This is a genomic window from Streptomyces anatolicus (genome assembly GCF_019400875.1).
Lineage (GTDB): Bacteria > Actinomycetota > Actinomycetes > Streptomycetales > Streptomycetaceae > Streptomyces > Streptomyces anatolicus.
In genome coordinates this window covers 1-22,453 of the sequence record NZ_WMBF01000049.1, presented here as the reverse complement: position 1 = coordinate 22,453, position 22,453 = coordinate 1, and the positions used below count along the sequence as shown (strand labels likewise).

Annotated in this window: 19 protein-coding genes; 17 read left to right on the top strand and 2 right to left on the bottom strand. The window is 69.3% G+C overall.

Annotated features, from left to right (window positions below):
* Nucleotides 1-18: 18 nt before the first annotated feature.
* Nucleotides 19-582: a GNAT family N-acetyltransferase gene (locus GKQ77_RS07820; protein WP_308117581.1), complete on the bottom strand. Its 564-nt coding sequence runs from the start codon at nucleotides 580-582 to the stop codon at nucleotides 19-21.
* Between the two features lie 97 nt (nucleotides 583-679).
* On the opposite strand from GKQ77_RS07820, the gene GKQ77_RS07815 reads away from it, so the two are divergent.
* Entirely contained in the window at nucleotides 680-1,963 is a 1,284-nt protein-coding gene (locus GKQ77_RS07815) for a geranylgeranyl reductase family protein (RefSeq protein ID WP_219687983.1), read from the top strand.
* 70 nt (nucleotides 1,964-2,033) lie between these two features.
* Nucleotides 2,034-2,363: a putative quinol monooxygenase gene (locus GKQ77_RS07810; RefSeq protein WP_219687982.1), complete on the top strand. Its 330-nt coding sequence runs from the start codon at nucleotides 2,034-2,036 to the stop codon at nucleotides 2,361-2,363.
* A 103-nt stretch (nucleotides 2,364-2,466) separates the two neighbouring features.
* On the opposite strand, the gene GKQ77_RS07805 is transcribed toward GKQ77_RS07810, so the two are convergent.
* On the bottom strand, nucleotides 2,467-3,300 hold the full coding sequence (locus GKQ77_RS07805) for a C40 family peptidase (protein WP_258020992.1): 834 nt from the start codon (nucleotides 3,298-3,300) through the stop codon (nucleotides 2,467-2,469).
* A gap of 794 nt (nucleotides 3,301-4,094) precedes the next feature.
* On the opposite strand from GKQ77_RS07805, the gene GKQ77_RS07800 reads away from it, so the two are divergent.
* The 15 genes from GKQ77_RS07800 (at nucleotide 4,095) to recQ (ending at nucleotide 22,446) form a co-directional block, all read left to right on the top strand.
* On the top strand, nucleotides 4,095-4,454 hold the full coding sequence (locus tag GKQ77_RS07800; RefSeq protein WP_003992243.1) for an NADH-quinone oxidoreductase subunit A: 360 nt from the start codon (nucleotides 4,095-4,097) through the stop codon (nucleotides 4,452-4,454).
* Nucleotides 4,455-4,475: 21 nt separating this feature from the next.
* Complete coding sequence (locus GKQ77_RS07795) at nucleotides 4,476-5,030, top strand: NuoB/complex I 20 kDa subunit family protein (protein ID WP_125514404.1); 555 nt, start codon at nucleotides 4,476-4,478, stop codon at nucleotides 5,028-5,030.
* Nucleotides 5,031-5,107: 77 nt separating this feature from the next.
* The gene (locus GKQ77_RS07790) at nucleotides 5,108-5,806 is read left to right on the top strand and encodes an NADH-quinone oxidoreductase subunit C (RefSeq protein ID WP_258020998.1); all 699 of its coding nucleotides are present in this window, start codon (nucleotides 5,108-5,110) and stop codon (nucleotides 5,804-5,806) included.
* Complete coding sequence (locus tag GKQ77_RS07785; RefSeq protein ID WP_219687979.1) at nucleotides 5,806-7,152, top strand: NADH-quinone oxidoreductase subunit D; 1,347 nt, start codon at nucleotides 5,806-5,808, stop codon at nucleotides 7,150-7,152. The genes GKQ77_RS07790 and GKQ77_RS07785 overlap by 1 nt, the downstream gene beginning before the upstream one ends.
* A gap of 41 nt (nucleotides 7,153-7,193) precedes the next feature.
* On the top strand, nucleotides 7,194-8,000 hold the full coding sequence (gene nuoE / locus GKQ77_RS07780; protein ID WP_258020997.1) for an NADH-quinone oxidoreductase subunit NuoE: 807 nt from the start codon (nucleotides 7,194-7,196) through the stop codon (nucleotides 7,998-8,000).
* Nucleotides 7,997-9,361: an NADH-quinone oxidoreductase subunit NuoF gene (gene nuoF, locus GKQ77_RS07775; protein ID WP_219687977.1), complete on the top strand. Its 1,365-nt coding sequence runs from the start codon at nucleotides 7,997-7,999 to the stop codon at nucleotides 9,359-9,361. Before nuoE ends, nuoF begins: the two co-directional genes overlap by 4 nt.
* The gene (locus GKQ77_RS07770; RefSeq protein WP_219687976.1) at nucleotides 9,358-11,868 is read left to right on the top strand and encodes an NADH-quinone oxidoreductase subunit G; all 2,511 of its coding nucleotides are present in this window, start codon (nucleotides 9,358-9,360) and stop codon (nucleotides 11,866-11,868) included. Before nuoF ends, GKQ77_RS07770 begins: the two co-directional genes overlap by 4 nt.
* Before the next feature lie 38 nt (nucleotides 11,869-11,906).
* Nucleotides 11,907-13,241, top strand: a complete 1,335-nt coding sequence (gene nuoH / locus GKQ77_RS07765) for an NADH-quinone oxidoreductase subunit NuoH (RefSeq protein ID WP_258020995.1) — start codon at nucleotides 11,907-11,909, stop codon at nucleotides 13,239-13,241.
* A complete protein-coding gene (gene nuoI, locus GKQ77_RS07760; RefSeq protein ID WP_219687975.1) occupies nucleotides 13,234-13,962 on the top strand; it encodes an NADH-quinone oxidoreductase subunit NuoI in 729 nt (242 codons plus the stop codon). Before nuoH ends, nuoI begins: the two co-directional genes overlap by 8 nt.
* Nucleotides 13,959-14,813 carry an NADH-quinone oxidoreductase subunit J gene (locus GKQ77_RS07755; protein WP_219687974.1) on the top strand — a complete coding sequence of 285 codons (855 nt, stop codon included), beginning with the start codon at nucleotides 13,959-13,961 and terminating at the stop codon, nucleotides 14,811-14,813. Before nuoI ends, GKQ77_RS07755 begins: the two co-directional genes overlap by 4 nt.
* Nucleotides 14,810-15,109, top strand: coding sequence for an NADH-quinone oxidoreductase subunit NuoK (gene nuoK / locus GKQ77_RS07750; RefSeq protein ID WP_219687973.1), 300 nt, complete (start codon nucleotides 14,810-14,812; stop codon nucleotides 15,107-15,109). The genes GKQ77_RS07755 and nuoK overlap by 4 nt, the downstream gene beginning before the upstream one ends.
* A 10-nt stretch (nucleotides 15,110-15,119) precedes the next feature.
* Complete coding sequence (nuoL, locus tag GKQ77_RS07745) at nucleotides 15,120-17,015, top strand: NADH-quinone oxidoreductase subunit L (RefSeq protein WP_219687972.1); 1,896 nt, start codon at nucleotides 15,120-15,122, stop codon at nucleotides 17,013-17,015.
* Between the two features lie 5 nt (nucleotides 17,016-17,020).
* Nucleotides 17,021-18,592 (top strand): NADH-quinone oxidoreductase subunit M, encoded by a 1,572-nt coding sequence (locus GKQ77_RS07740; RefSeq protein ID WP_219687971.1) that lies wholly within the window; start codon nucleotides 17,021-17,023, stop codon nucleotides 18,590-18,592.
* Nucleotides 18,589-20,238, top strand: coding sequence for an NADH-quinone oxidoreductase subunit NuoN (nuoN, locus tag GKQ77_RS07735; protein ID WP_219687970.1), 1,650 nt, complete (start codon nucleotides 18,589-18,591; stop codon nucleotides 20,236-20,238). Before GKQ77_RS07740 ends, nuoN begins: the two co-directional genes overlap by 4 nt.
* Before the next feature lie 177 nt (nucleotides 20,239-20,415).
* Nucleotides 20,416-22,446, top strand: a complete 2,031-nt coding sequence (gene recQ / locus GKQ77_RS07730; protein ID WP_219687969.1) for a DNA helicase RecQ — start codon at nucleotides 20,416-20,418, stop codon at nucleotides 22,444-22,446.
* Nucleotides 22,447-22,453: the final 7 nt, after the last annotated feature.

Here is a 22,453-nt window from a genome sequence, read left to right as displayed (position 1 = left end):
CGCCAGGCCCCCGGCCCGCTACAGCACCAGCCGGAAGCAGTACGCCACGCGCCGCCCCCCGTTGTCGTCCCCGCCGTCGTCCCCCGGCGCCGACGGCGTCGTGAACGTCTCGCCCAGTTCCATCCCGAGCCGCCGCGTCACCGCGACGGAGCGTTCGTTCCCGGCGGCGACCATCGCCACCACGCTCGGCACCCCCGCCGCCCGCAGCCGTTCGACGGTGGCGCGGGCGGCGGCGGTCGCGTATCCCTTGCCCCAGGCCGAGCGGGCAAGGCGCCAGCCGATCTCGATCTCGCCGGCCGGGCCCCAGGGGCGGGACCACGGCTGGGCGCCCGTGAAGCCGATCGGCTCACCGGCCTCGTCGAGCACCGTCCAGAAGCAGAAGCCCAGTTCGGCGTCGTGTCTGCGCTGGCGCGCGGTCAGCTCCTCGTACATGGAGAGCTCCGCGGGCGCGCCCCCGTGGAACTCCATGACCTCGGGATCGTCGAAGAGCCGGTGCCACACGAAGGCGTCCTCGTGGGTGGGAACGCGCAGCCGTACGGCGGGAAGCTGTACGGCGGGCGGGGTCTCGATCTGCTCGGTCACGTGTGGCCCTTCGGCTGGCTGGTCGGTACCGCCTCATAGACTGCCCATAGACCGTGCCGGTCGGCACACAGATTTCGAGCCTTGGGGAGAACCCGCCGTGACCGAGCCCCTCTCCGAACACACAGCGGACGTCATCGTCGTCGGAGCCGGGCCCGCCGGTTCGACCACGGCGTACTACCTGGCCAAGGCCGGGCTCGACGTCCTCCTCCTGGAGAAGACCGCGTTCCCGCGCGAGAAGGTCTGCGGTGACGGCCTCACCCCGCGCGCCACCAAGCAGCTCGTCGCCATGGGCATCGACATCTCCGAAGAGGCGGGCTGGCTGCGGAACAAGGGCCTGCGCATCATCGGCGGCGGTGTCCGGCTCCAGCTGGACTGGCCCGAGCTGGCCACGTACCCCGACTACGGCCTCGTACGGAAGCGTGACGACTTCGACGAGCAGCTCGCCCGGCAGGCCCAGAAGGCGGGCGCGCGGCTCTACGAGCGGTGCAACGTGGGCGAGCCGGTCATCGACGACCGCACCGGCCGCATCACCGGCGTGCACGCCAAGCTCGGCGAGGAGAAGACGCCCGTCCGCTTCCACGCCCCGCTGGTCGTCGCGGCCGACGGCAACTCCTCGCGGATCTCGCTCGCCATGGGCCTGCACCGGCGCGAGGACCGCCCGATGGGCGTCGCCGTGCGGACGTACTTCACCTCGCCCCGCCACGACGACGACTACCTGGAGTCCTGGCTGGAGCTGTGGGACCGGCGCGGGCCCCAGGACCGGCTCCTGCCGGGCTACGGCTGGATCTTCGGCATGGGCGACGGCACCTCGAACGTGGGCCTCGGCATCCTCAACTCCTCCAAGGCCTTCCGCGAGCTGGACTGGCGCGAGGTCCTCAAGGCCTGGTGCGCCTCGATGCCGGAGGACTGGGGGTACACCCCGGAGAACATGACGATGCCGATCCGCGGCGCGGCCCTGCCGATGGCCTTCAACCGCCAGCCGCACTACACGAAGGGCCTGCTGCTCGTCGGTGACGCGGGCGGCCTGGTGAACCCCTTCAACGGCGAGGGCATCGCGTACGCCATGGAGTCCGGCCAGATCGCGGCCGACGTCATCGTGCAGGCACACGCGCGTGCCACCCCGGCCCAGCGCGAACTGGCCCTCCAGAACTACCCGAAGACCCTCAAGGACACCTACGGCGGCTACTACACCCTGGGCCGCGCCTTCGTGAAGCTCATCGGCAACCCGAAGGTCATGAAGATCGCCACGCAGCGCGGTCTGACCCACCCCCTCCTGATGAAGTTCACGCTGAAGATGCTGGCGAACCTCACGGACCCGACGGGCGGCGACGCCATGGACCGTGTCATCAACGGCCTGAGCAAGGTGGCGCCGAAGGCGTGAGCCCCGGCTGCGGGTCAGGGGCGGCATCGCCCGATTTGCCCACCCACTGGACGCAAGGCACGCTGATGTCATGATTTTCATCGCCGTCAAGTTCACCGTCCGCCCCGAGCACGCCGACACCTGGCTGGAGCGGACCGCCGAGTTCACCCGGGCCACGCGCGCCGAGCCCGGCAACCTCTTCTACGAGTGGTCGCGCAGCGTCGACGACCCCCACCAGTTCGTCCTCCTGGAGGCCTTCGCCTCGCCCGAGGCCGGCGCCGCGCATGTGCAGTCCGACCACTTCAAGGCGGGCATGGAGACAATGTCCGAGGCGATCGCGGAGGTCCCGCAGATCATCAACACGGAGATCGAGGGCGACGACTGGTCGCGGATGGCGGAGCTCTCGCCGAAGAGCAGCTGACCCGACCAGTCCGACGAACGGCTGTACGGCCGTCTCAGGGCACGCCAAGGGCCGGAACCCCACCCGGGGGTTCCGGCCCTTGGTACGTCGCTCTAAGGGGCCGTCAGAGGACGCGCACGGCACCCGAGGCCGGGTAGCCCGACAGGTCCTGGATGACAACGCCCTTGCTGGGGTTGGCGGCGTCGAGGTACTGGCCGTTACCGATGTACACACCGACGTGGTAAGCGGAACCGGCGCCACCCCAGTAAAGGATGTCGCCCACCTGGATGTTGGAGAGCGAGACCGGCGTACCGGCGACCGACTGGTCCTGCGAGACGCGCGGAAGGTCCACGCCCGCCTGCTTGAACGCGGCCTGCACCAGGCTGGAGCAGTCCCAGGCGTTGGGGCCGGAGGCACCCATCACGTAGGCGTCGCCGAGCTGCGCCTTGAGGAAGCTGATGACCGTGCCGACGCTGCCGCTCGCCGGGGCGACGGAGTCAGAAGCGGAGGCGGCGGCACCGGAACCGGCGCCGGACGTCGACTGGGTGGAGAGCGTGGTGCGCTCGGTGGCACGGGAGGCGCGCTCCTCCTCGGCCTTCTTCTCCGCGGCGGCTTCGGCCTTGCGCTTGGCCTCGGCCTTCTTCTCGGCCTGCGCCTGGTCTTCCTGGGCCTGCTTGGCGGCCTTGGCGGCGGCGGCGTCCTGCTCGGCGCGCGACTCGTAGGTGGCGGCGGCCTGCTGCGTCAGGTCGGCCGACTGCGCGATCTGCGCGGACAGATCCGTGGTCAGGGTGGGCATTTCGATGGTCTCGGACACCGGCTCGGCCGCGTTCGCCGTACCGGCCGCCGCGGCCACTGCCAGGGTGCTGAGGACGCCACCGGCAACTCCGGCGCGCAGGGCGATCTTGGAGGCGCTGCGACGGGGCTTCCGGTGGCTGGGTATGTGAGCGGTGTGGGACATGAGAACAACCGCTATCAGGGACTCACGGTTCCCTTCAAGAAACGTGTGGTGCGCCACAGTTGCCGTTCGCGGGCCTGAATCTCGGGCGTGTCGCTCCTTATTGACGCCGTAACGGGCAATGCGGACACTGGTGATCACGCCTGTGATCATGGGTTTTCTGAGATACGCCCGAATTGCCCACGGACTACCACCGGTTGAGGCCGTTGGCCAAGCCCGGTTGATTTGGCGTGGGGGGCACTGTGGCGCACGTCACAGGCGACTCCCCTCGGGGATCTCCCTGAGATCTCGCCGAGACCTCCCTGAGATCTCCCGTACTTTTCGGCTGCCCTATGGGTGGATTCCCAATCGTTCGCGCGGACGCGGGCGCGGGCATGGATGGCCCCTCGTGAATCGGCGCACGCGTCCACATCGGTCCCCGCCGCTGCCGCCAAAGTGTGAACGCGGCGCCTTTATCAAGGGAACGCGTCCAGCGCCAATTTGCTTGGCCGCTCCATCTCTTGATAGGGCGACACGCCTTCGACCAGGCACAACCCGACGAGATGTCACCTCTAGTGATCACTCAGGCGCTTCGCGTACGAAGATCACCGCTCATCCGACTTCATGATCCTTCGTCAGGTGGTGGAGATCACAAAGCCGTTGTCGCACCCCGTGTCGCAGATCACAGACCGCCGGGCATAAGATGCGGGGCAGTTGGGCTTGTGACCTGCTTCACATGTGAGCGATCTTCAGTGGGGGTCAGGGCCGGGTCCGACGTAACCGCCAACAGTCAGTGCCGACTGAGAGGAGCGAGGAGCGTGAACGCCTATGCGCCCATCCTCGTGCTGGGAGCCCTCGGGGCAGGCTTTGCGATCTTCTCCGTGGTCATGGCCACGCTTATCGGTCCAAAGCGGTACAACCGCGCGAAGCTAGAGGCCTATGAGTGCGGTATCGAGCCGACGCCGACGCCGGCCGGTGGTGGGCGATTCCCCATCAAGTACTACCTGACGGCGATGCTCTTCATCGTCTTCGACATCGAGATCGTCTTCCTCTACCCCTGGGCCGTCACCTTCGACGCGCTGGGGATTTTCGGGCTCGTGGAGATGCTGCTCTTCGTGCTCACCGTCTTCGTCGCGTACGCGTACGTATGGCGGCGCGGCGGCCTGGAATGGGACTAAAGGTCTGAGGGGCCAAAGAGCATGGGACTCGAAGAGAAACTGCCGAGCGGTTTTCTGCTGACCACCGTCGAACAAGCCGCGGGCTGGGTGCGCAAGTCATCCGTCTTCCCCGCCACGTTCGGCCTCGCGTGCTGCGCCATCGAGATGATGACGACGGGCGCGGGCCGGTACGACCTGGCGCGCTTCGGCATGGAGGTCTTCCGCGGCTCGCCGCGCCAGGCCGATCTGATGATCGTGGCCGGCCGGGTGAGCCAGAAGATGGCGCCGGTCCTGCGGCAGGTCTATGACCAGATGCCCAACCCCAAGTGGGTGATCTCGATGGGGGTTTGTGCCTCATCTGGCGGGATGTTCAACAATTACGCGATTGTGCAAGGTGTGGACCACATTGTCCCTGTTGACATCTATTTGCCCGGCTGTCCGCCGCGCCCCGAGATGCTGATGGACGCGATTCTCAAGCTCCACCAGAAGATCCAGGGCTCCAAGCTCGGCGTGAACGCGCAAGAAGCGGCCCGCGAGGCGGAGGAGGCGGCCCTCAAGGCGCTCCCCACCATCGAGATGAAGGGGCTGCTGCGGTGAGCGACGCGCACGACAAGCACGACACGCCCGGTACGCCTGACTCGCCCGGGGGGCAGCCGAACGGTGCCGGGGAGCAGCTGAACGGCAACGGCGTGCCCGCCCCGCGCGGCGCGGCCGCCGAGGTCATCCGCGTACGCAAGGGCATGTTCGGCGCCGAGGACGGCGGGGACACCTCCGGCTACGGCGGGCTCGTCCGGACCATCACGCTGCCCGGCGCCGCCACGCGCCCCTACGGCGGCTGGTTCGACGAGGTCGCCGACGAGCTGGAGGGCGCCCTCGAGGAGCAGGGCCTGCTCCCGGAGAACGCGATCGAGAAGACGGTCGTCGACCGCGGCGAGCTGACCTTCCACATCGCGCGCGAGCACCTTCTGCGCGTCGCCCAGACCCTGCGCGACGACCCGGCCCTGCGCTTCGAGCTGTGCACGGGCGTCTCGGCAGTGCACTTCCTGGAGGACAAGGGCCGCGAGCTGCACGCCGTCTACCACCTGCGCTCGATCACCCACAACCGGCTGATCCGGCTGGAGGTCAGCGCCCCCGACGCCGATCCGCACGTCCCCTCCCTCGTCTCCGTCTATCCGACGAACGACTGGCACGAGCGCGAGACGTACGACTTCTTCGGGCTGGTCTTCGACGGCCACCCGGCCCTGACGCGGATCATGATGCCGGACGACTGGCAGGGCTTCCCGCAGCGCAAGGACTACCCCCTCGGCGGCATCCCCGTCGAGTACAAGGGCGCCCAGATCCCGGCTCCGGACCAGCGGAGGTCGTACAGCTGATGTCCACTTCACAGGGAACTCCCCAGACCGCTTCCGCGGCTTCCGCCCGGGAGACGACCGAGGGGACCGTATATACGGTCACCGGCGGCGACTGGGACGAGGTCGTCCAGGCCGCCGCGAAGGCCGACGACGAGCGCATCATCGTCAACATGGGGCCCCAGCACCCCTCCACGCACGGCGTGCTCCGCCTCATCCTGGAGATCGAGGGCGAGACCGTCTCCGAGGCCCGCTGCGGCATCGGCTATCTGCACACCGGCATCGAGAAGAACCTCGAATACCGCACGTGGACGCAGGGCACGACGTTCGTCACGCGCATGGACTACCTGACGCCGTTCTTCAACGAGACGGCGTACTGCCTCGGGGTCGAGAAGCTGCTCGGCATCGAGGAGCAGATCCCGGACCGCGCCTCGGTCGTCCGCGTGCTCCTCATGGAGCTGAACCGCCTCTCCTCGCACCTGGTGGCCATCGCCACCGGCGGCATGGAACTGGGCGCGACGACGATCATGATCTACGGCTTCCGTGATCGTGAACTCATTCTCGACATCTACGAGTTGATCACCGGCCTGCGCATGAACCACGCGTACATCCGGCCCGGCGGACTCGCCCAGGACCTGCCGCCCGGCGCGGTGGACCAGATCCGCGAGTTCGTGAAGAAGATGACCAAGAACCTTCCCGAGTACGACAAGCTCGCCACCGGGAACCCCATCTTCAAGGCCCGCATGCAGGACGTCGGCTACCTCGACCTCGCCGGCTGCATGGCGCTCGGCGCCACCGGCCCCGTCCTGCGCTCGGCGGGCCTGCCGCACGACCTGCGCAAGTCCCAGCCCTACTGCGGCTACGAGAACTACGACTTCGAGATCCCCACCGCGGACACCTGCGACGCCTACGGCCGCTTCCTCATCCGCATCGAGGAGATGCGGCAGTCGCTGCGCATCGTCGAGCAGTGCCTTGACCGGCTCGCCCCGGGACCGGTGATGGTCGCCGACAAGAAGATCGCCTGGCCCGCCCAACTGGCTCTCGGCCCGGACGGTCTCGGCAACTCGCTCGACCACATCAAGAAGATCATGGGCACCTCCATGGAGTCCCTGATCCACCACTTCAAGCTGGTGACCGAGGGCTTCCGGGTCCCCGCGGGACAGACCTACACCGCCGTCGAGTCGCCCAAGGGCGAACTGGGCGTACACACCGTCTCCGACGGCGGCACCCGCCCCTACCGGGTCCACTTCCGCGACCCGTCCTTCACCAATCTGCAGGCCATGGCGGCGATGTGCGAGGGCGGCCAGGTCGCCGACGTCATCGTCGCCGTCGCGTCCATCGACCCCGTGATGGGAGGCGTCGACCGGTGACCACCACTCCTGAAGAGCAGGACACGGGCGTCAGCCTGGGCATGCCCCAACTCCCCGCCCCCGACTACCCGGCCGACGTCCGGGCCCGGTTGGACGCGGACGCCAAGGACATCATCGCCCGCTACCCGGGATCGCGGTCCGCGCTCCTGCCCCTGCTGCACCTGGTGCAGGCGGAGGAGGGCCACGTCACGCGCACGGGCATGCGCTTCTGCGCCGAGACGCTTGGCCTGACCACCGCCGAGGTCACGGCCGTCGCGACCTTCTACACCATGTACCGGCGCAAGCCCTCCGGTGACTACCAGGTCGGCGTCTGCACCAACACGCTCTGCGCGGTCATGGGCGGCGACGCGATCTTCGACGAACTCAAGGAACACCTCGGCGTCGGCAACGACGAGACGACCGAGGACGGCAAGATCACCCTTGAGCACATCGAGTGCAACGCGGCCTGCGACTTCGCCCCCGTGGTGATGGTCAACTGGGAGTTCTTCGACAACCAGACTCCCGAGTCCGCCAAGCGGCTCGTCGACGACCTGCGCGACGGGAAGGCCGTACGGCCCACGCGCGGGGCGCCCCTGTGCACGTACAAGGAGACCGCCCGGATCCTGGCGGGCTTCCCCGACGAGCGCCCCGGTGCCGTCGAGGCGAGCGGCGGCGCGGGCCCCGCCTCACTGATCGGACTGCGCCTGGCCAAGGGCGAGGCGCCGCAACGGCGCGTGGTCCACCCGCGCGCGGGAGGTCCCCAGACCGACGCGCCCGCCGAGCACCTCAGCTCGCACGACGCACCGCAGCAGACCTCGGCATCCGACCCGGCCCACCCGGCCGGACCGACCGCCGAGGAGGGGGAGTGATGACCTTGGCAGCCGAGATCGACAACGAGACCAGCCCCGAGAAACTGCTCTCGCCGGTCCTCTCCGCCTTCTGGGACGAGGAGAAGCCCTGGACGCTGGAGACCTACCGGCGGCACGAGGGGTACGAGGGTCTGCGCAAGGCGCTCGCCATGGCCCCGGACGACCTCATCGCGTATGTGAAGGACGCGGGTCTGCGGGGCCGGGGCGGCGCCGGATTCCCCACCGGGATGAAGTGGCAGTTCATCCCGCAGGGAGACGGCAAACCGCACTATCTAGTTGTCAACGCCGACGAGTCGGAGCCGGGGACCTGCAAGGACATCCCGCTCCTCTTCGCGAACCCGCATTCCCTCATCGAGGGGATCGTGATCGCGTGCTACGCGATCCGGTCGTCGCATGCCTTCATCTATCTGCGGGGCGAGGTCGTCCCCGTGCTGCGCAGGCTGCACGAGGCCGTCCGCGAGGCCTATGCGGCGGGCTACCTCGGCAAGAACGTCCTGGGCAGCGGACTCGATCTGGAACTCACCGTGCACGCGGGCGCGGGCGCGTACATCTGCGGTGAGGAGACCGCGCTGCTCGACTCGCTCGAAGGCCGTCGAGGCCAACCGCGACTGCGACCCCCCTTCCCTGCCGTCGCGGGCCTTTACGCATGCCCCACTGTCGTGAACAACGTCGAGTCCATCGCGTCGGTTCCCGCGATCCTCAACCGCGGAAAAGACTGGTTCAAGTCGATGGGAAGCGAGAAGTCCCCGGGCTTCACGCTCTACTCGCTGAGCGGCCACGTCACCAACCCCGGCCAGTACGAGGCGCCGCTCGGCATCACGCTGCGCCAGCTGCTCGACATGAGCGGCGGCATGCGCGCCGGGCACCGGCTCAAGTTCTGGACGCCCGGCGGCTCCTCGACGCCGATGTTCACCGACGAGCACCTCGACGTCCCCCTCGACTACGAGGGCGTGGGCGCCGCCGGTTCGATGCTCGGCACCAAGGCGCTCCAGTGCTTCGACGAGACGACGTGCGTCGTGCGGGCCGTCACCCGGTGGACCGAGTTCTACGCCCACGAGTCCTGCGGCAAGTGCACACCCTGCCGCGAAGGGACGTACTGGCTGGTGCAGTTGTTGCGGGACATCGAGGCCGGCAAGGGCTCCATGGGCGACCTCGACAAGCTGAACGACATCGCCGACAACATCAACGGCAAGTCCTTCTGCGCCCTCGGCGACGGCGCGGCCTCGCCGATCTTCTCCTCGCTGAAGTACTTCCGCGCGGAGTACGAGCAGCACATCACCGGCAGGGGCTGCCCCTTCGATCCGGCCAAGTCGACTCTCTGGGCCGACCGGCCCGCCGACAACGCGGAGGTGAACGCATGACAGTGACCACGAACAGCGCTCCCTCCGGGGGCGGGGAGGCGGCCGTTCCGCCGGAGGACCTCGTTTCGCTGACGATCGACGGCATCGAGATCAGCGTCCCCAAGGGGACGCTGGTGATCCGCGCCGCCGAACTCCTCGGCATCGAGATCCCCCGCTTCTGCGACCACCCGCTGCTCGACCCGGCGGGCGCCTGCCGCCAGTGCATCGTGGAGGTGGAGGGCCAGCGCAAGCCGATGGCGTCCTGCACCATCACCTGCACCGACGGCATGGTCGTCAAGTCGCAGCTGACCTCGCCGGTCGCCGAGAAGTCGCAGCGCGGCGTGATGGAGCTGCTGCTCATCAACCACCCGCTGGACTGCCCGGTGTGCGACAAGGGCGGCGAGTGCCCCCTGCAGAACCAGGCGATGCAGGTCGGCGAAGCGGACTCCCGCTTCGAGGGCAAGAAGCGCACGTACGAGAAGCCGGTGCCGATCTCCACCCAGGTGCTGCTCGACCGCGAGCGGTGCGTGCTGTGCGCGCGCTGCACCCGGTTCAGCAACCAGATCGCCGGCGACCCGATGATCGAGCTGATCGAGCGCGGCGCGCTCCAGCAGGTCGGCACGGGGGAGGGCGACCCCTTCGAGTCGTACTTCTCCGGGAACACCATCCAGATCTGCCCGGTGGGCGCGCTGACCTCGGCGGCGTACCGCTTCCGTTCGCGCCCCTTCGACCTGGTGTCGTCGCCTTCGGTGTGCGAGCACTGCTCGGGCGGCTGCGCGACCCGCACCGACCACCGCCGCGGCAAGGTCATGCGGCGGCTCGCGGCGGAGGACCCCGAGGTCAACGAGGAGTGGATGTGCGACAAGGGGCGCTTCGCCTTCCGTTACGCCCAGCGGCCCGACCGGCTCACCCACCCCCTGGTGCGCAACGCCTCGGGTGAACTGGAGCCCGCCAGCTGGCCCGAGGCCCTGGCGGCAGCGGCCCGGGGCCTCGCCGCCGCACGCGGCCGTGCGGGGGTGCTGACCGGCGGCAGGCTCACGGTCGAGGACGCCTACGCGTACAGCAAGTACGCGCGCGTGGCGCTCGACACGAACGACATCGATTTCCGCGCGCGCGTGCACAGCAGCGAGGAGGCCGACTTCCTGGCGGCGCGGGTCGCGGGACGGGGCCTCGACCTCGATGGGACCGGCGTCACCTACGCCGCTCTGGAGAAGGCCCCCGCGGTCCTGCTCGCCGGTCTGGAGGCGGAGGAGGAGGCGCCCGGCGTCTTCCTGCGGCTGCGCAAGGCCTGGCGCAAGCACGGCCAGCGCACCTTCTCCCTCGCCACGCACATGACCCGGGGCCTGGAGAAGGCGGGCGGCACGCTGCTGCCGGCCGCTCCCGGCACCGAGACGGAGTGGCTGGACGCGCTCGCCGCCGGGGTGGGCCTGGCGGACGACGGCGCCGAGGCCGCGGAGGCGCTGCGCGCTTCGGGTGCCGTCATCGTCATCGGCGAACGGCTCGCGGCGGTTCCCGGCGGGCTCACCGCGGCCGCGCGGGCCGCCTCCGCGACCGGCGCCCAGCTGGTGTGGATCCCGCGCAGGGCCGGGGAGCGTGCCGCCGTCGAGGTGGGCGCGCTGCCGTCGCTGCTGCCCGGCGGGCGTCCGGCCACCGACCCGCGCGCGCGGGACGAGGTCGCGGCCGCCTGGGGCGTCGCCGAACTCCCGCACCGCTACGGCCGCGACACCGGCCAGATCCTGGAGGCCGCCGCCACCGGTGAACTGGGCGCGCTGCTCGTCGCGGGCGTCGAGGTGGCCGACCTGCCCGATCCGCGGCGCGCGCGTGAGGCGCTGGACGCGGTCGGCTTCCTGGTCTCGCTGGAGCTGCGGCCCAGCGAGGTGACACAACGGGCGCACGTCGTCCTTCCGGTGGCCGCCGTCGCGGAGAAGCCCGGCACGTTCCTCAACTGGGAGGGCCGCGCGCGGATGTTCGACGCCGCGCTCAAGCCGGACCAGATGACGCGCAGGCTGGCGCCGACCGACGCGCGCGTACTGCACATGCTGGCCGACGCCGGTGACATCCACCTCGGCCTGCCCGACCTGGTGACGCTCCGCCGCGAGCTCGACCGGCTCGGTGGCTGGGACGGCCCGCATGCCACCGAGCCCCTGGAGACGGCGGCCCAGCCGCCGCGGCCCGCCTCCGGAGAGGCCGTGCTCGCCGGGCACCGGCTCCTGCTCGACCAGGGCCGCCTCCAGGACGGCGACGAAGCGCTGGCCGGTACGCGGCACGCGGCCCACGCGCGCGTGTCGGCCGCCACGGCCGCCGAGGCGGGCGTGAAGGACGGCGACCTCCTCGCGGTCACCGGCCCCGCCGGGTCGACCGCGCTGCCGCTCCAGGTCACGCGGATGCCCGACCGGGTGGTCTGGCTGCCGCTGAACTCGACCGGGGGAGGCGTCACTTCGGACACCGGCGCCCGCCCCGGCGAACTCGTCCGCATCGGCCCGGCGGTCCTGCCGGAGCCCACCGAGGCCCCGGAGGTGACGTCGTGAGGCACACCGTGGTGCCGCTTGCGGCGGAAGACCTGTCCATGTTCGGCCGCGACCCCTGGTGGCTGATCGCCCTCAAGGCGGTCTTCTGCTTCGCGTTCCTGATGGTGACGGTCCTCTTCTCCATCGTGTGGGAACGCAAGGTCGTCGCGTGGATGCAGCTGCGCATCGGCCCCAACCGGCACGGGCCCTGGGGGATGCTCCAGTCCCTCGCCGACGGCGTCAAGCTGATGCTGAAGGAAGACGTCATCGTCAAACGCGCGGACAAGGTGGTCTACGTCCTCGCGCCGATCGTCGCGGCGATCCCGGCCTTCATGGCGATCGCGGTGATCCCCTTCGGACCCGCGGGCAACGAGGTCTCGATCTTCGGCCAGCGCACCACGATGCAACTCACCGACCTGCCGATCGCGATGCTCTACATCCTCGCGGTCGCCTCCGTCGGCATCTACGGCATCGTGCTCGCGGGCTGGAGCTCCGGGTCCACCTATCCGCTCCTCGGCGGCCTGCGCTCCTGCGCTCAGATGATCTCGTACGAGATCGCGATGGGCGCCGCGTTCGCCTCCGTCTTCCTCTACTCCGGGTCGATGTCGACCTCGGCGATCGTGGAGGCGCAGGCCGACCGCTGGTACGTACTGCTGCTGCCGGTGTCGTTCCTCATCTACATCGTGACGATGATCGGTGAGACCAACCGCGCGCCGTTCGACATGCCGGAGTCCGAGGGCGACCTCGTCGGTGGCTTCAACACCGAGTACTCCTCCATCAAGTTCGCGCTGTTCATGCTCGCCGAGTACGTCAACATGGTCACCGTCTCGGCGGTCTCGGTCACGCTCTTCCTGGGCGGCTGGCGGGCCCCGTATCCGGTCAGCACCTTCTGGGAGGGCGCGAACCACGGCTGGTGGCCGATGCTCTGGTTCGTGATCAAGGTCCAGCTGCTGCTGTTCTTCTTCATCTGGCTGCGCGGCACGCTGCCTCGCGTGCGCTACGACCAGCTGATGAAGCTCGGCTGGAAGGTCCTCATCCCGGTCTCCGTCGTCTGGCTGATGCTCGTCGCCACGGTCAGGGCGATGCGGAACGAGAACTACGACTTCTCCTCGATCGCGCTCTATGTGGGCGGCGGGGTCATCGCGCTGCTGTTGCTCTCCGTGGTCGTCGACATCTTCCGCGAGAGGCGGGAGAAGGAGGCCGCCGCCGAGGAGAAACCGGTCGCCTTCGACCCGATGGCGGGCGGATTCCCCGTGCCGCCGCTGCCCGGCCAGAGCCTGCCGCCCGTCCCGCGCCGCCGCTCGCGCCAGGAGCGGGAGCTGATTGTCAGTGGTGGGCCGGATACTCAAAGTGACGGAACCCGAAGTGACGGAAAGGAGGCGTCCGATGGCTGAGTCGAAGAAGAAGCAGACACCGGGATCACCGGCATCCCCGGCATCACCCGAGTCATCCCACGAGTCGAACCAATCGAAGCAGGGGTTCCAGAACCCCGTCGCGGGCTTCGGCGTGACCTTCAAGGCCATGTTCAAGAAGCGGCTGACCGAGCAGTATCCGGAGCAGCAGAAGACCACCGCTCCCCGCTTCCACGGCAGGCACCAGCTGAACCGCCATCCGGACGGCCTGGAGAAGTGCATCGGCTGCGAGCTCTGCGCCTGGGCCTGCCCCGCCGACGCCATCTATGTGGAGGGCGCGGACAACACCGAGGAGGAGCGGTACTCCCCGGGCGAGCGGTACGGCCGCGTCTACCAGATCAACTACGCCCGCTGCATCCTGTGCGGCCTGTGCATCGAGGCGTGCCCCACGCGCGCGCTGACGATGACGAACGAGTTCGAGCTGGCCGACAGCAGCCGCGAGAGCCTCATCTACACCAAGGAGCAGCTGCTCGCCGGGCTCGAGGAGGGCATGGTCGAAAGCCCGCACTCGATCTTCCCCGGCATGGACGAGCAGGACTACTACCGAGGTCTGGTGACCGAGGCCGCGCCGGGGACGGTTCCCCAAGTGGCTCTCTCCAAGGGCGAGACGCCCCAGGAGGCGGCCTCGGACTTCGGGGACGGCGAACCGGCCTCCGGGAAGGTGCTCGGCGGGCCGGGGTCGGAGAAGGTGATCCGCCGATGACGCAGCTCGCCGCCTACACCACCTCCTCCGGCGAGGCCTTCCAGTTCTGGATCCTCGGCACGGTCGCCGTGATCGGCGCCCTGTGCACGATCCTCATGAAGAAGGCCGTGCACAGCGCGCTCTGCCTCGCCGGGACCATGATCATCCTCGCGGTCTTCTACCTCGCCAACGGCGCGTATTTCCTGGGCGTCGTCCAGATCGTCGTCTACACGGGCGCGATCATGATGCTCTTCCTCTTCGTGGTCATGCTCGTCGGTGTCACCGCCGCCGACTCCCTGAAGGAGACGATCAAGGGCCAGCGCTGGCTGGCCCTGCTCTGCGGGCTCGGTTTCGCGGTGCTGCTCTTCGCGGGCATCGGGAACGCCTCGGTGAAGGAGTTCAACGGCCTCGGCAAGGCGAACGCCGGCGGCAACGTCGAGGGCCTCGCCGAACTCATCTTCACCAAGTACGTCTTCGCCTTCGAGATCACCGGCGCGCTGCTCATCACCGCCACGGTCGGCGCGATGGTGCTCACCCACCGCGAGCGCACGGAGCGCGCCAAGACCCAGCGCGAGCGGTCCGAGGAGCGCGTGCGCGAGGGCAAGCACCTGCCGCCGCTGCCCGCCCCGGGTGTCTACGCCCGGCACAACGCCGTGGACATCGCGGGTCTCCTCCCCGACGGCACGCCCTCGGAGCTGACGGTCAACAAGACACTGCGCGAGCGCGGCCAGATCCGTGACGTGTCGAGCGAGGCCCTGGACGACCTGCGGGCGCTCGAACAGCGCTCCGCCGACCGTCTGGAGCGGCCCGACCTGCGCGCGACCGACATCGGGCGGAACGACATCGGGCGGACCGAGGAGGCGTCGAAGTGAACCCCGTCAACTACCTCTATCTCGCCGCCCTGTTGTTCGCGATCGGTGCCACCGGCGTGCTCATCAGGCGGAACGCGATCGTGGTGTTCATGTGCATCGAGCTGATGCTCAACGCCTGCAACCTCGCGGTCGTGGCCTTCTCCCGGATGCACGGCAACCTCGACGGCCAGATCATCGCGTTCTTCACGATGGTCGTCGCCGCCGCGGAGGTCGTGGTCGGGCTCGCGATCATCGTGTCGCTCTTCCGTTCCCGCCACTCGGCCTCGGTCGACGACGCCAGCCTGATGAAGCTGTAAGGGGCTGAAAGTGGAGAACCTGATTGCGCTGCTCGTCGCGGCGCCTCTGCTCGGAGCGGCCGTACTGCTGTGCGGCGGCCGGGCGTTGGACCGCGCGGGCCACTGGCTCGGCACGCTGCTCGCGGCCGCCTCCTTCGTCGTCGCCGTGGTGCTCTTCGCGGACATGCTGGGCAAGGGCGCCGAGGAGCGCACCCTGTCGCAGCACCTGTTCAGCTGGCTGCCCGTCGAGGGCTTCCAGGCGGACGTCGCCTTCCAGCTCGACCAGCTGTCGATGACGTTCGTCCTGCTGATCTCCGGCGTCGGCACCCTGATCCACGTCTACTCCATCGGGTACATGGAGCACGACGAGCGCCGCCGCCGCTTCTTCGGCTATCTGAACCTCTTCCTCGCGGCGATGCTCCTGCTCGTCCTCGCCGACAACTACCTCCTCCTGTACGTCGGCTGGGAGGGCGTCGGTCTCGCCTCGTACCTCCTGATCGGCTTCTGGCAGCACAAGCCCAGCGCGGCCACCGCCGCGAAGAAGGCCTTCCTGGTCAACCGGGTCGGCGACATGGGCCTTTCGATCGCCATCATGCTGATGTTCACCACCTTCGGGACGTTCGCCTTCGGGCCCGTCCTGGAGGCCACCGGCGAGACCAGCGAGGGCAAGCTCACCGCCATCGGTCTGATGCTGCTGCTCGCCGCCTGCGGCAAGTCCGCCCAGGTGCCGCTGCAGTCCTGGCTCGGTGACGCGATGGAGGGCCCGACCCCGGTCTCGGCCCTCATCCACGCCGCCACGATGGTGACCGCGGGTGTCTACTTGATCGTCCGCTCCGGCGCGATCTTCAACGGAGCGCCCGACGCGCAGCTCGTCGTCACGATCGTCGGAGCGGTCACGCTCCTGTTCGGTGCGATCGTCGGTTGCGCGAAGGACGACATCAAGAAGGCGCTCGCCGGTTCGACGATGTCCCAGATCGGCTACATGATCCTCGCCGCCGGCCTCGGCCCCATCGGCTACGTCTTCGCGATCATGCACCTGGTGACGCACGGCTTCTTCAAGGCCGGGCTCTTCCTCGGCGCCGGTTCGGTCATGCACGGCATGAACGACGAGGTCGACATGAGGAAGTACGGCGGCCTCAGGAAGTACATGCCGGTCACGTTCGTCACCTTCGGGCTCGGCTACCTCGCGATCATCGGCTTCCCCGGTCTGTCCGGCTTCTTCTCCAAGGACAAGATCATCGAAGCGGCGTTCGCCAAGGGCGGCACGGAGGGCTGGATCCTCGGCTCGGTGGCGCTGCTCGGCGCGGCCATCACCGCGTTCTACATGACGCGCGTGATGCTCCTGACCTTCTTCGGGGAGAAGCGCTGGCAGCCGGATGCCGAAGGGCACGCACCGCACCCGCACGAGTCTCCGAAGTCCATGACGATCCCGATGATCGTGCTCGCCTTCGGGTCGGTCTTCGCGGGCGGTTTCTTCGGCATCGGTGACCGCTTCCTGCACTGGCTCGAGCCGGTCACCGGCCACAAGCACGGTCACTCCCCGCTCAGCGCCGCCACGGTCACGGGCGCCACCGTGGGCGTCCTGCTCATCGGCGTCGCCCTGGCCTACGTCCAGTACGGGCGCCGGCCCGTCCCGGTCACCGCCCCGCGCGGCTCACTGCTCACCCGGGCCGCCCGCCGCGACCTCCTCCAGGACGACTTCAACCACGTCGTCCTGGTGCGCGGCGGCGAGCACCTCACGCGCTCCCTGGTCTACGTCGACCACACCCTGGTCGACGGGGTCGTCAACGGCACGGCGGCCTCGATGGGCGGCCTCTCCGGGCGCCTGCGCAAACTGCAGAACGGCTACGCCCGCTCCTACGCGGTCTCGATGTTCGGCGGCGCTGCGGTGCTCATCGCCGCGACCCTGCTGATGAGGGCGGTCTGATACCGATGTCCTTTCCACTGCTGACAGCGACGGCGGCCCTGCCCGCGGTCGGCGCGATCGCCACGGCGGCCGTCCCGGCCGCCCGGCGGTCCGCCGCCAAGTGGCTCGCGCTGCTCGTCTCGCTCGCCACGCTGGCGCTCGCCGTGACCGTCCTCGTGCGGTTCGACCCGGACGGCGACCGCTATCAACTCACCGAGTCCCGCGCGTGGATCGCGGAGTTCGGGGTGCGGTACGAGCTGGGGGTCGACGGCATCGGTGTCGCGCTCATCGGGCTCACCGCGCTGCTGATCCCGTTCATCATCCTCGCGGGGTGGCACGACGCCGATCCCCTGGAGACGAAATCGTCGCGGTGGCGGCCGACGCAGGGCTTCTTCGCCCTGATCCTGGCCGTCGAGGCGATGGTGATCATCTCCTTCGAGGCCACCGACGTCTTCCTCTTCTACATCTTCTTCGAAGCCATGCTCATCCCGATGTACTTCCTCATCGGCGGCTTCGGGGACCGCGCCCACGCGGGCAGCGACGAGAACGCCTCGGCGCAGCGCAGTTACGCGGCCGTGAAGTTCCTGCTCTACAACCTCGTCGGCGGCCTGATCATGCTGGCCGCGGTCATCGGGCTCTACGTGGTCGCGGGGAACTTCTCACTCCAGGAGATCGCCGAGGCCCGCGCCAACGGCACGCTCGACATGGCGACAAGCACCGAGCGGTGGCTCTTCCTCGGCTTCTTCTTCGCCTTCGCGGTGAAGGCGCCGCTGTGGCCGCTGCACACCTGGCTGCCGAACGCGATGGGCGAGTCCACGGCACCCGTCGCCGTGCTGATCACGGCGGTGGTCGACAAGGTCGGCACCTTCGCGATGCTGCGGTTCTGCCTCGGGCTCTTCCCCGAGGCGAGCAAGTGGGCGACGCCGGTCATCCTCGTACTCGCACTGATCAGCATCATCTACGGCGCGCTGCTCGCGGTCGGCCAGCGCGACATCAAGCGCCTTGTGGCGTACGCGTCGATCTCGCACTTCGGGTTCATCGTCCTCGGCATCTTCGCGATGACCTCGCAGGGCCAGTCGGGCGCGACGCTCTACATGGTCAACCACGGCCTGTCGACCGCCGCGCTGATGCTGGTGGCCGGCTTCCTGATCTCGCGGCGCGGCTCGCGTCTGATCGCCGACTACGGAGGGGTGCAGAAAGTAGCCCCGGTCCTCGCGGGCACCTTCCTGATCGGCGGACTGGCCACGCTCTCGCTGCCGGGGCTCGCACCCTTCGTGAGTGAGTTCCTGGTCCTGGTCGGCGCGTTCGCGCGCTATCCGGTGGCCGGGATCATCGCGACCCTCGGCATCGTGCTCGCCGCGCTCTACACCCTCGTCCTCTACCAGCGGACGATGACGGGCCCCGTGAAGCCGGAGGTCTCGGCCATGCCGGACCTGCGGGTGCGGGAACTGGTCGTCGTCGCCCCGCTGATCGCGCTCCTGATCGGCCTAGGGGTCTACCCCAAGCCGCTCACGGAGCTGGTGAACCCGGCGGTCGAGCACACCATGTCCGACGTACAGCAGAAGGACCCCGAGCCCGAGGTGGAGGCGGCCAAGTGAGCGCATCAGCCGTCCACAGCCTGTGGACAACGGCCGCCGATCCGATCGACAAGATCGGCGCGCCCAAGATCGAGTATGGCCAGCTGTCACCGACGTTGATCGTCATCGGTGCGGCCGTCGTCGGAGTGCTCGTCGAAGCCTTCGTCCCGCGCAAGTTCCGCTACTACGTTCAGTTGTTCCTGTCCGTCGTCGCCCTCGCCGCCGCCTTCGCCGCCGTCGTCGGGCTCGCGGCCCGCGGGTTCGGTACGACGAAGGCGCAGATCGCGGCGATGGGCGCGATCGCGGTCGACGGCCCCGCGCTCTTCCTCCAGGGCACGATCCTGCTCGCCGGGCTCGTCGCCGTCTTCACCTTCGCCGAGCGGCGGCTCGACCCGCTGGCGCACGGCAACCGCGTCGACTCCTTCGTCGCGCAGGCCGGGGCGGTGCCGGGCAGCGAGGGCGAACAGGCCGCCACCAAGGCAGGGTTCGCCACCACCGAGGTATTCCCGCTGGCGCTCTTCGCCATCGGCGGCATGCTCGTCTTCCCCGCGGCCAACGACCTCCTGACGCTCTTCATCGCGCTGGAGGTCTTCTCCCTGCCGCTGTACCTGCTGTGCGCGCTCGCCCGCCGCAAGCGCCTCATGTCGCAGGAAGCCGCCGTCAAGTACTTCCTGCTCGGCTCGTTCGCCTCCGCGTTCACGCTCTTCGGCATCGCGCTCCTGTACGGGTACGCGGGCTCGGTGTCGTACGCGACGATCGCGGACGTCGTCGAGGGCAACGTCTCCACGGTGGACCCGGCGCTCGCCGAGACCATGGGCAACGACGCGCTGCTCCTGATCGGCGTCGCGATGGTCGTCATGGGGCTGCTCTTCAAGGTGGGCGCGGTGCCGTTCCACATGTGGACGCCCGACGTGTACCAGGGCGCTCCCACCCCGGTCACCGGTTTCATGGCGGCGGCGACGAAGGTGGCCGCGTTCGGCGCGCTCCTGCGGCTGCTGTACGTGGTCCTGCCGGGCCTGCGCTGGGACTGGCGGCCGGTCATGTGGGGCATCGCGATCATCACGATGCTGGGCGGCGCGATCGTCGCGATCACCCAGACCGACATCAAGCGGCTCCTCGCGTACTCGTCCATCGCGCACGCGGGCTTCATCCTCGCCGGTGTCATCGCCACCACCCCGGACGGCGTCTCCTCGGTCCTCTTCTATCTGGCGGCCTACTCCTTCGTGACGATCGGCGCCTTCGCCGTGGTCACGCTGGTGCGCGACGCGGGGGGCGAGGCCACGCACCTGTCGAAGTGGGCGGGGCTCGGGCGGCGCTCTCCGCTGGTCGCGGCGGTCTTCGCGGTCTTCCTGCTGGCCTTCGCGGGCATTCCGCTGACCTCCGGGTTCACGGGGAAGTTCGCGGTCTTCAAGGCGGCGGCGGAGGGCGGCGCGGGCGCGCTCGTGGTGGTCGGCGTGCTGTCCTCGGCGATCGCCGCGTTCTTCTACATCCGTGTGATCGTGCTCATGTTCTTCAGCGAGCCGAAGGCGGACGGCCCCACGGTCGCCGTGCCCTCGCCGCTGACCATGACGGCGATCGGCGTGGGCGTCGCGGTGACGCTGGTGCTGGGTGTGGCTCCGCAGTACTTCCTGGATCTGGCGGGGCAGGCGGGGGTCTTCGTCCGGTAGGCCGTCGTCCTTGAAGTCGAACGTATGTCGCCGCCCGGCATCCCGATCTGGGGATGCCGGGCGGTGGCCTGTGGATAACTTCTCGGGCTGTCGGTGCGGGGCCCTATCGTGGAGGCAGTGGTCGGGGCAGCGACCTGAGCGGTGACCGAGGCAGGACGTACGGCGGGGGACAGGGCGATGGATGGGACCAGCGGCATGAGCGAGGTGACGGCGTCGGCACCGGTGCCGGGCGGCACGACGACCGGCTCGGTGACGGAGAGCGACGCGCTGCGGACGCTCCACCGCGTCTTCGGGTACGACGCCTTCCGGGGCGAGCAGGAAGCGATCATCGACCATGTGGTGGCCGGCGGTGACGCCGTCGTCCTCATGCCCACCGGTGGCGGAAAGTCCCTCTGCTATCAGATCCCGGCCCTGGTCAGACCGGGCACGGGCGTGGTGGTCTCCCCGCTCATCGCGCTCATGCAGGACCAGGTGGACGCGCTGCGGGCGGCCGGCGTGCGCGCCGGGTTCATCAACTCCACGCAGGACTTCGACGAGCGGCGCGTGATGGAGGCCGAGTTCCTCGCGGGGGAGCTTGACGTGCTCTATCTCGCTCCGGAGCGGCTGCGGCTCGACGCCACCCTCGACCTCCTCTCGCGCGGCAAGATCTCCGTCTTCGCCATCGACGAGGCGCACTGCGTCGCGCAGTGGGGACATGACTTCCGGCCGGACTATCTGACGCTCTCCGTGCTCGGGCAGCGCTGGCCGGACGTGCCCCGCATCGCGCTGACGGCGACGGCCACGCACGCCACGCACCGGGAGATCACCGAGCGGCTCGGCATGCCGGACGCCAAGCACTTCGTGGCGAGCTTCGACCGGCCCAACATCCAGTACCGCATCGTGCCCAAGGCCGAGCCGAAGAAGCAGCTCCTGTCCTTCCTGAAGGAGGAGCACGAGGGCGACGCCGGCATCGTCTACTGCCTCTCGCGCAATTCGGTGGAGAAGACCGCCGAGTTCCTGTGCCGGAACGGCATCGAGGCCGTGCCGTACCACGCGGGCCTCGACGGCGGCACGCGCGCGGCGCACCAGTCACGCTTCCTGCGGGAGGAGGGCCTCGTCGTCTGCGCGACGATCGCCTTCGGCATGGGCATCGACAAGCCGGACGTGCGCTTCGTCGCCCACCTTGACCTGCCCAAGTCGGTCGAGGGGTACTACCAGGAGACGGGCCGCGCGGGCCGCGACGGCCTGCCCTCGACGGCCTGGATGGCGTATGGCCTCCAGGACGTCGTGCAGCAGCGCAAGATGATCCAGGGCAGCGAGGGCGACGAGGCGTTCCGGCGCCGGGCCGCCTCCCACCTGGACTCGATGCTGGCGCTCTGCGAGACCGCGCAGTGCCGCCGGGCCCAGCTGCTTACGTACTTCGGCCAGGAGGCGGCGGCACAGTCCTGCGGGAACTGCGACACGTGCCTCACCCCGCCCGAGACCTGGGACGGCACGGTCGCGGCGCAGAAGGTGCTCTCCACGGTGGTGCGCCTCCAGCGCGAGCGCGGCCAGAAGTTCGGCGCGGGCCAGATCATCGACATCCTGCTCGGCAAGAAGACCGCGAAGGTCATCCAGTTCGACCACGACCAGCTCTCGGTCTTCGGCATCGGCGAGGAGCTGGCGGAGGCCGAATGGCGGGGCGTGGTGCGGCAGTTGCTCGCACAGGGCCTGCTCGCGGTCGAGGGGGAGTACGGCACGCTGGTGCTCACCGAGACGAGCGGTTCCGTCCTCGGCCGCGAGCGCGAGGTGCGGCTGCGCAAGGAGCCGAAGCGGGCCCCGGCGGCGCGGGCGGCGAAGGGCGAGCGCAAGGCGAAGGCGGCGGCAGCGGTCGCCGAGCTGCCCCCGGAGGCGGTGCCGGTCTTCGAGGCGCTGCGTGCCTGGCGCGGCGCCCAGGCCAAGGAACAGGGCGTCCCGGCGTATGTGATCTTCCACGACGCCACGCTGCGCGAGATCGCCACGCTGCGGCCCACGTCAGTGGGGGACCTCGCGGGCATCAGCGGGGTCGGCGAGAAGAAGCGGGCGACGTACGGCGAGGGTGTGGTCGGGGTCGTCGCGGAGTTCGTGGGCGGCACGGAGGCTTCCGGCGGGACGCCGCCCGGGGAGCGGTCCGCGGTGCCCGAGCCGAGACTCAGCGATGACGTGGAGCCGGAGTGGGGGGACGAGGAGGAGCCGGACTGGGCGTCCTGAGGAGGGT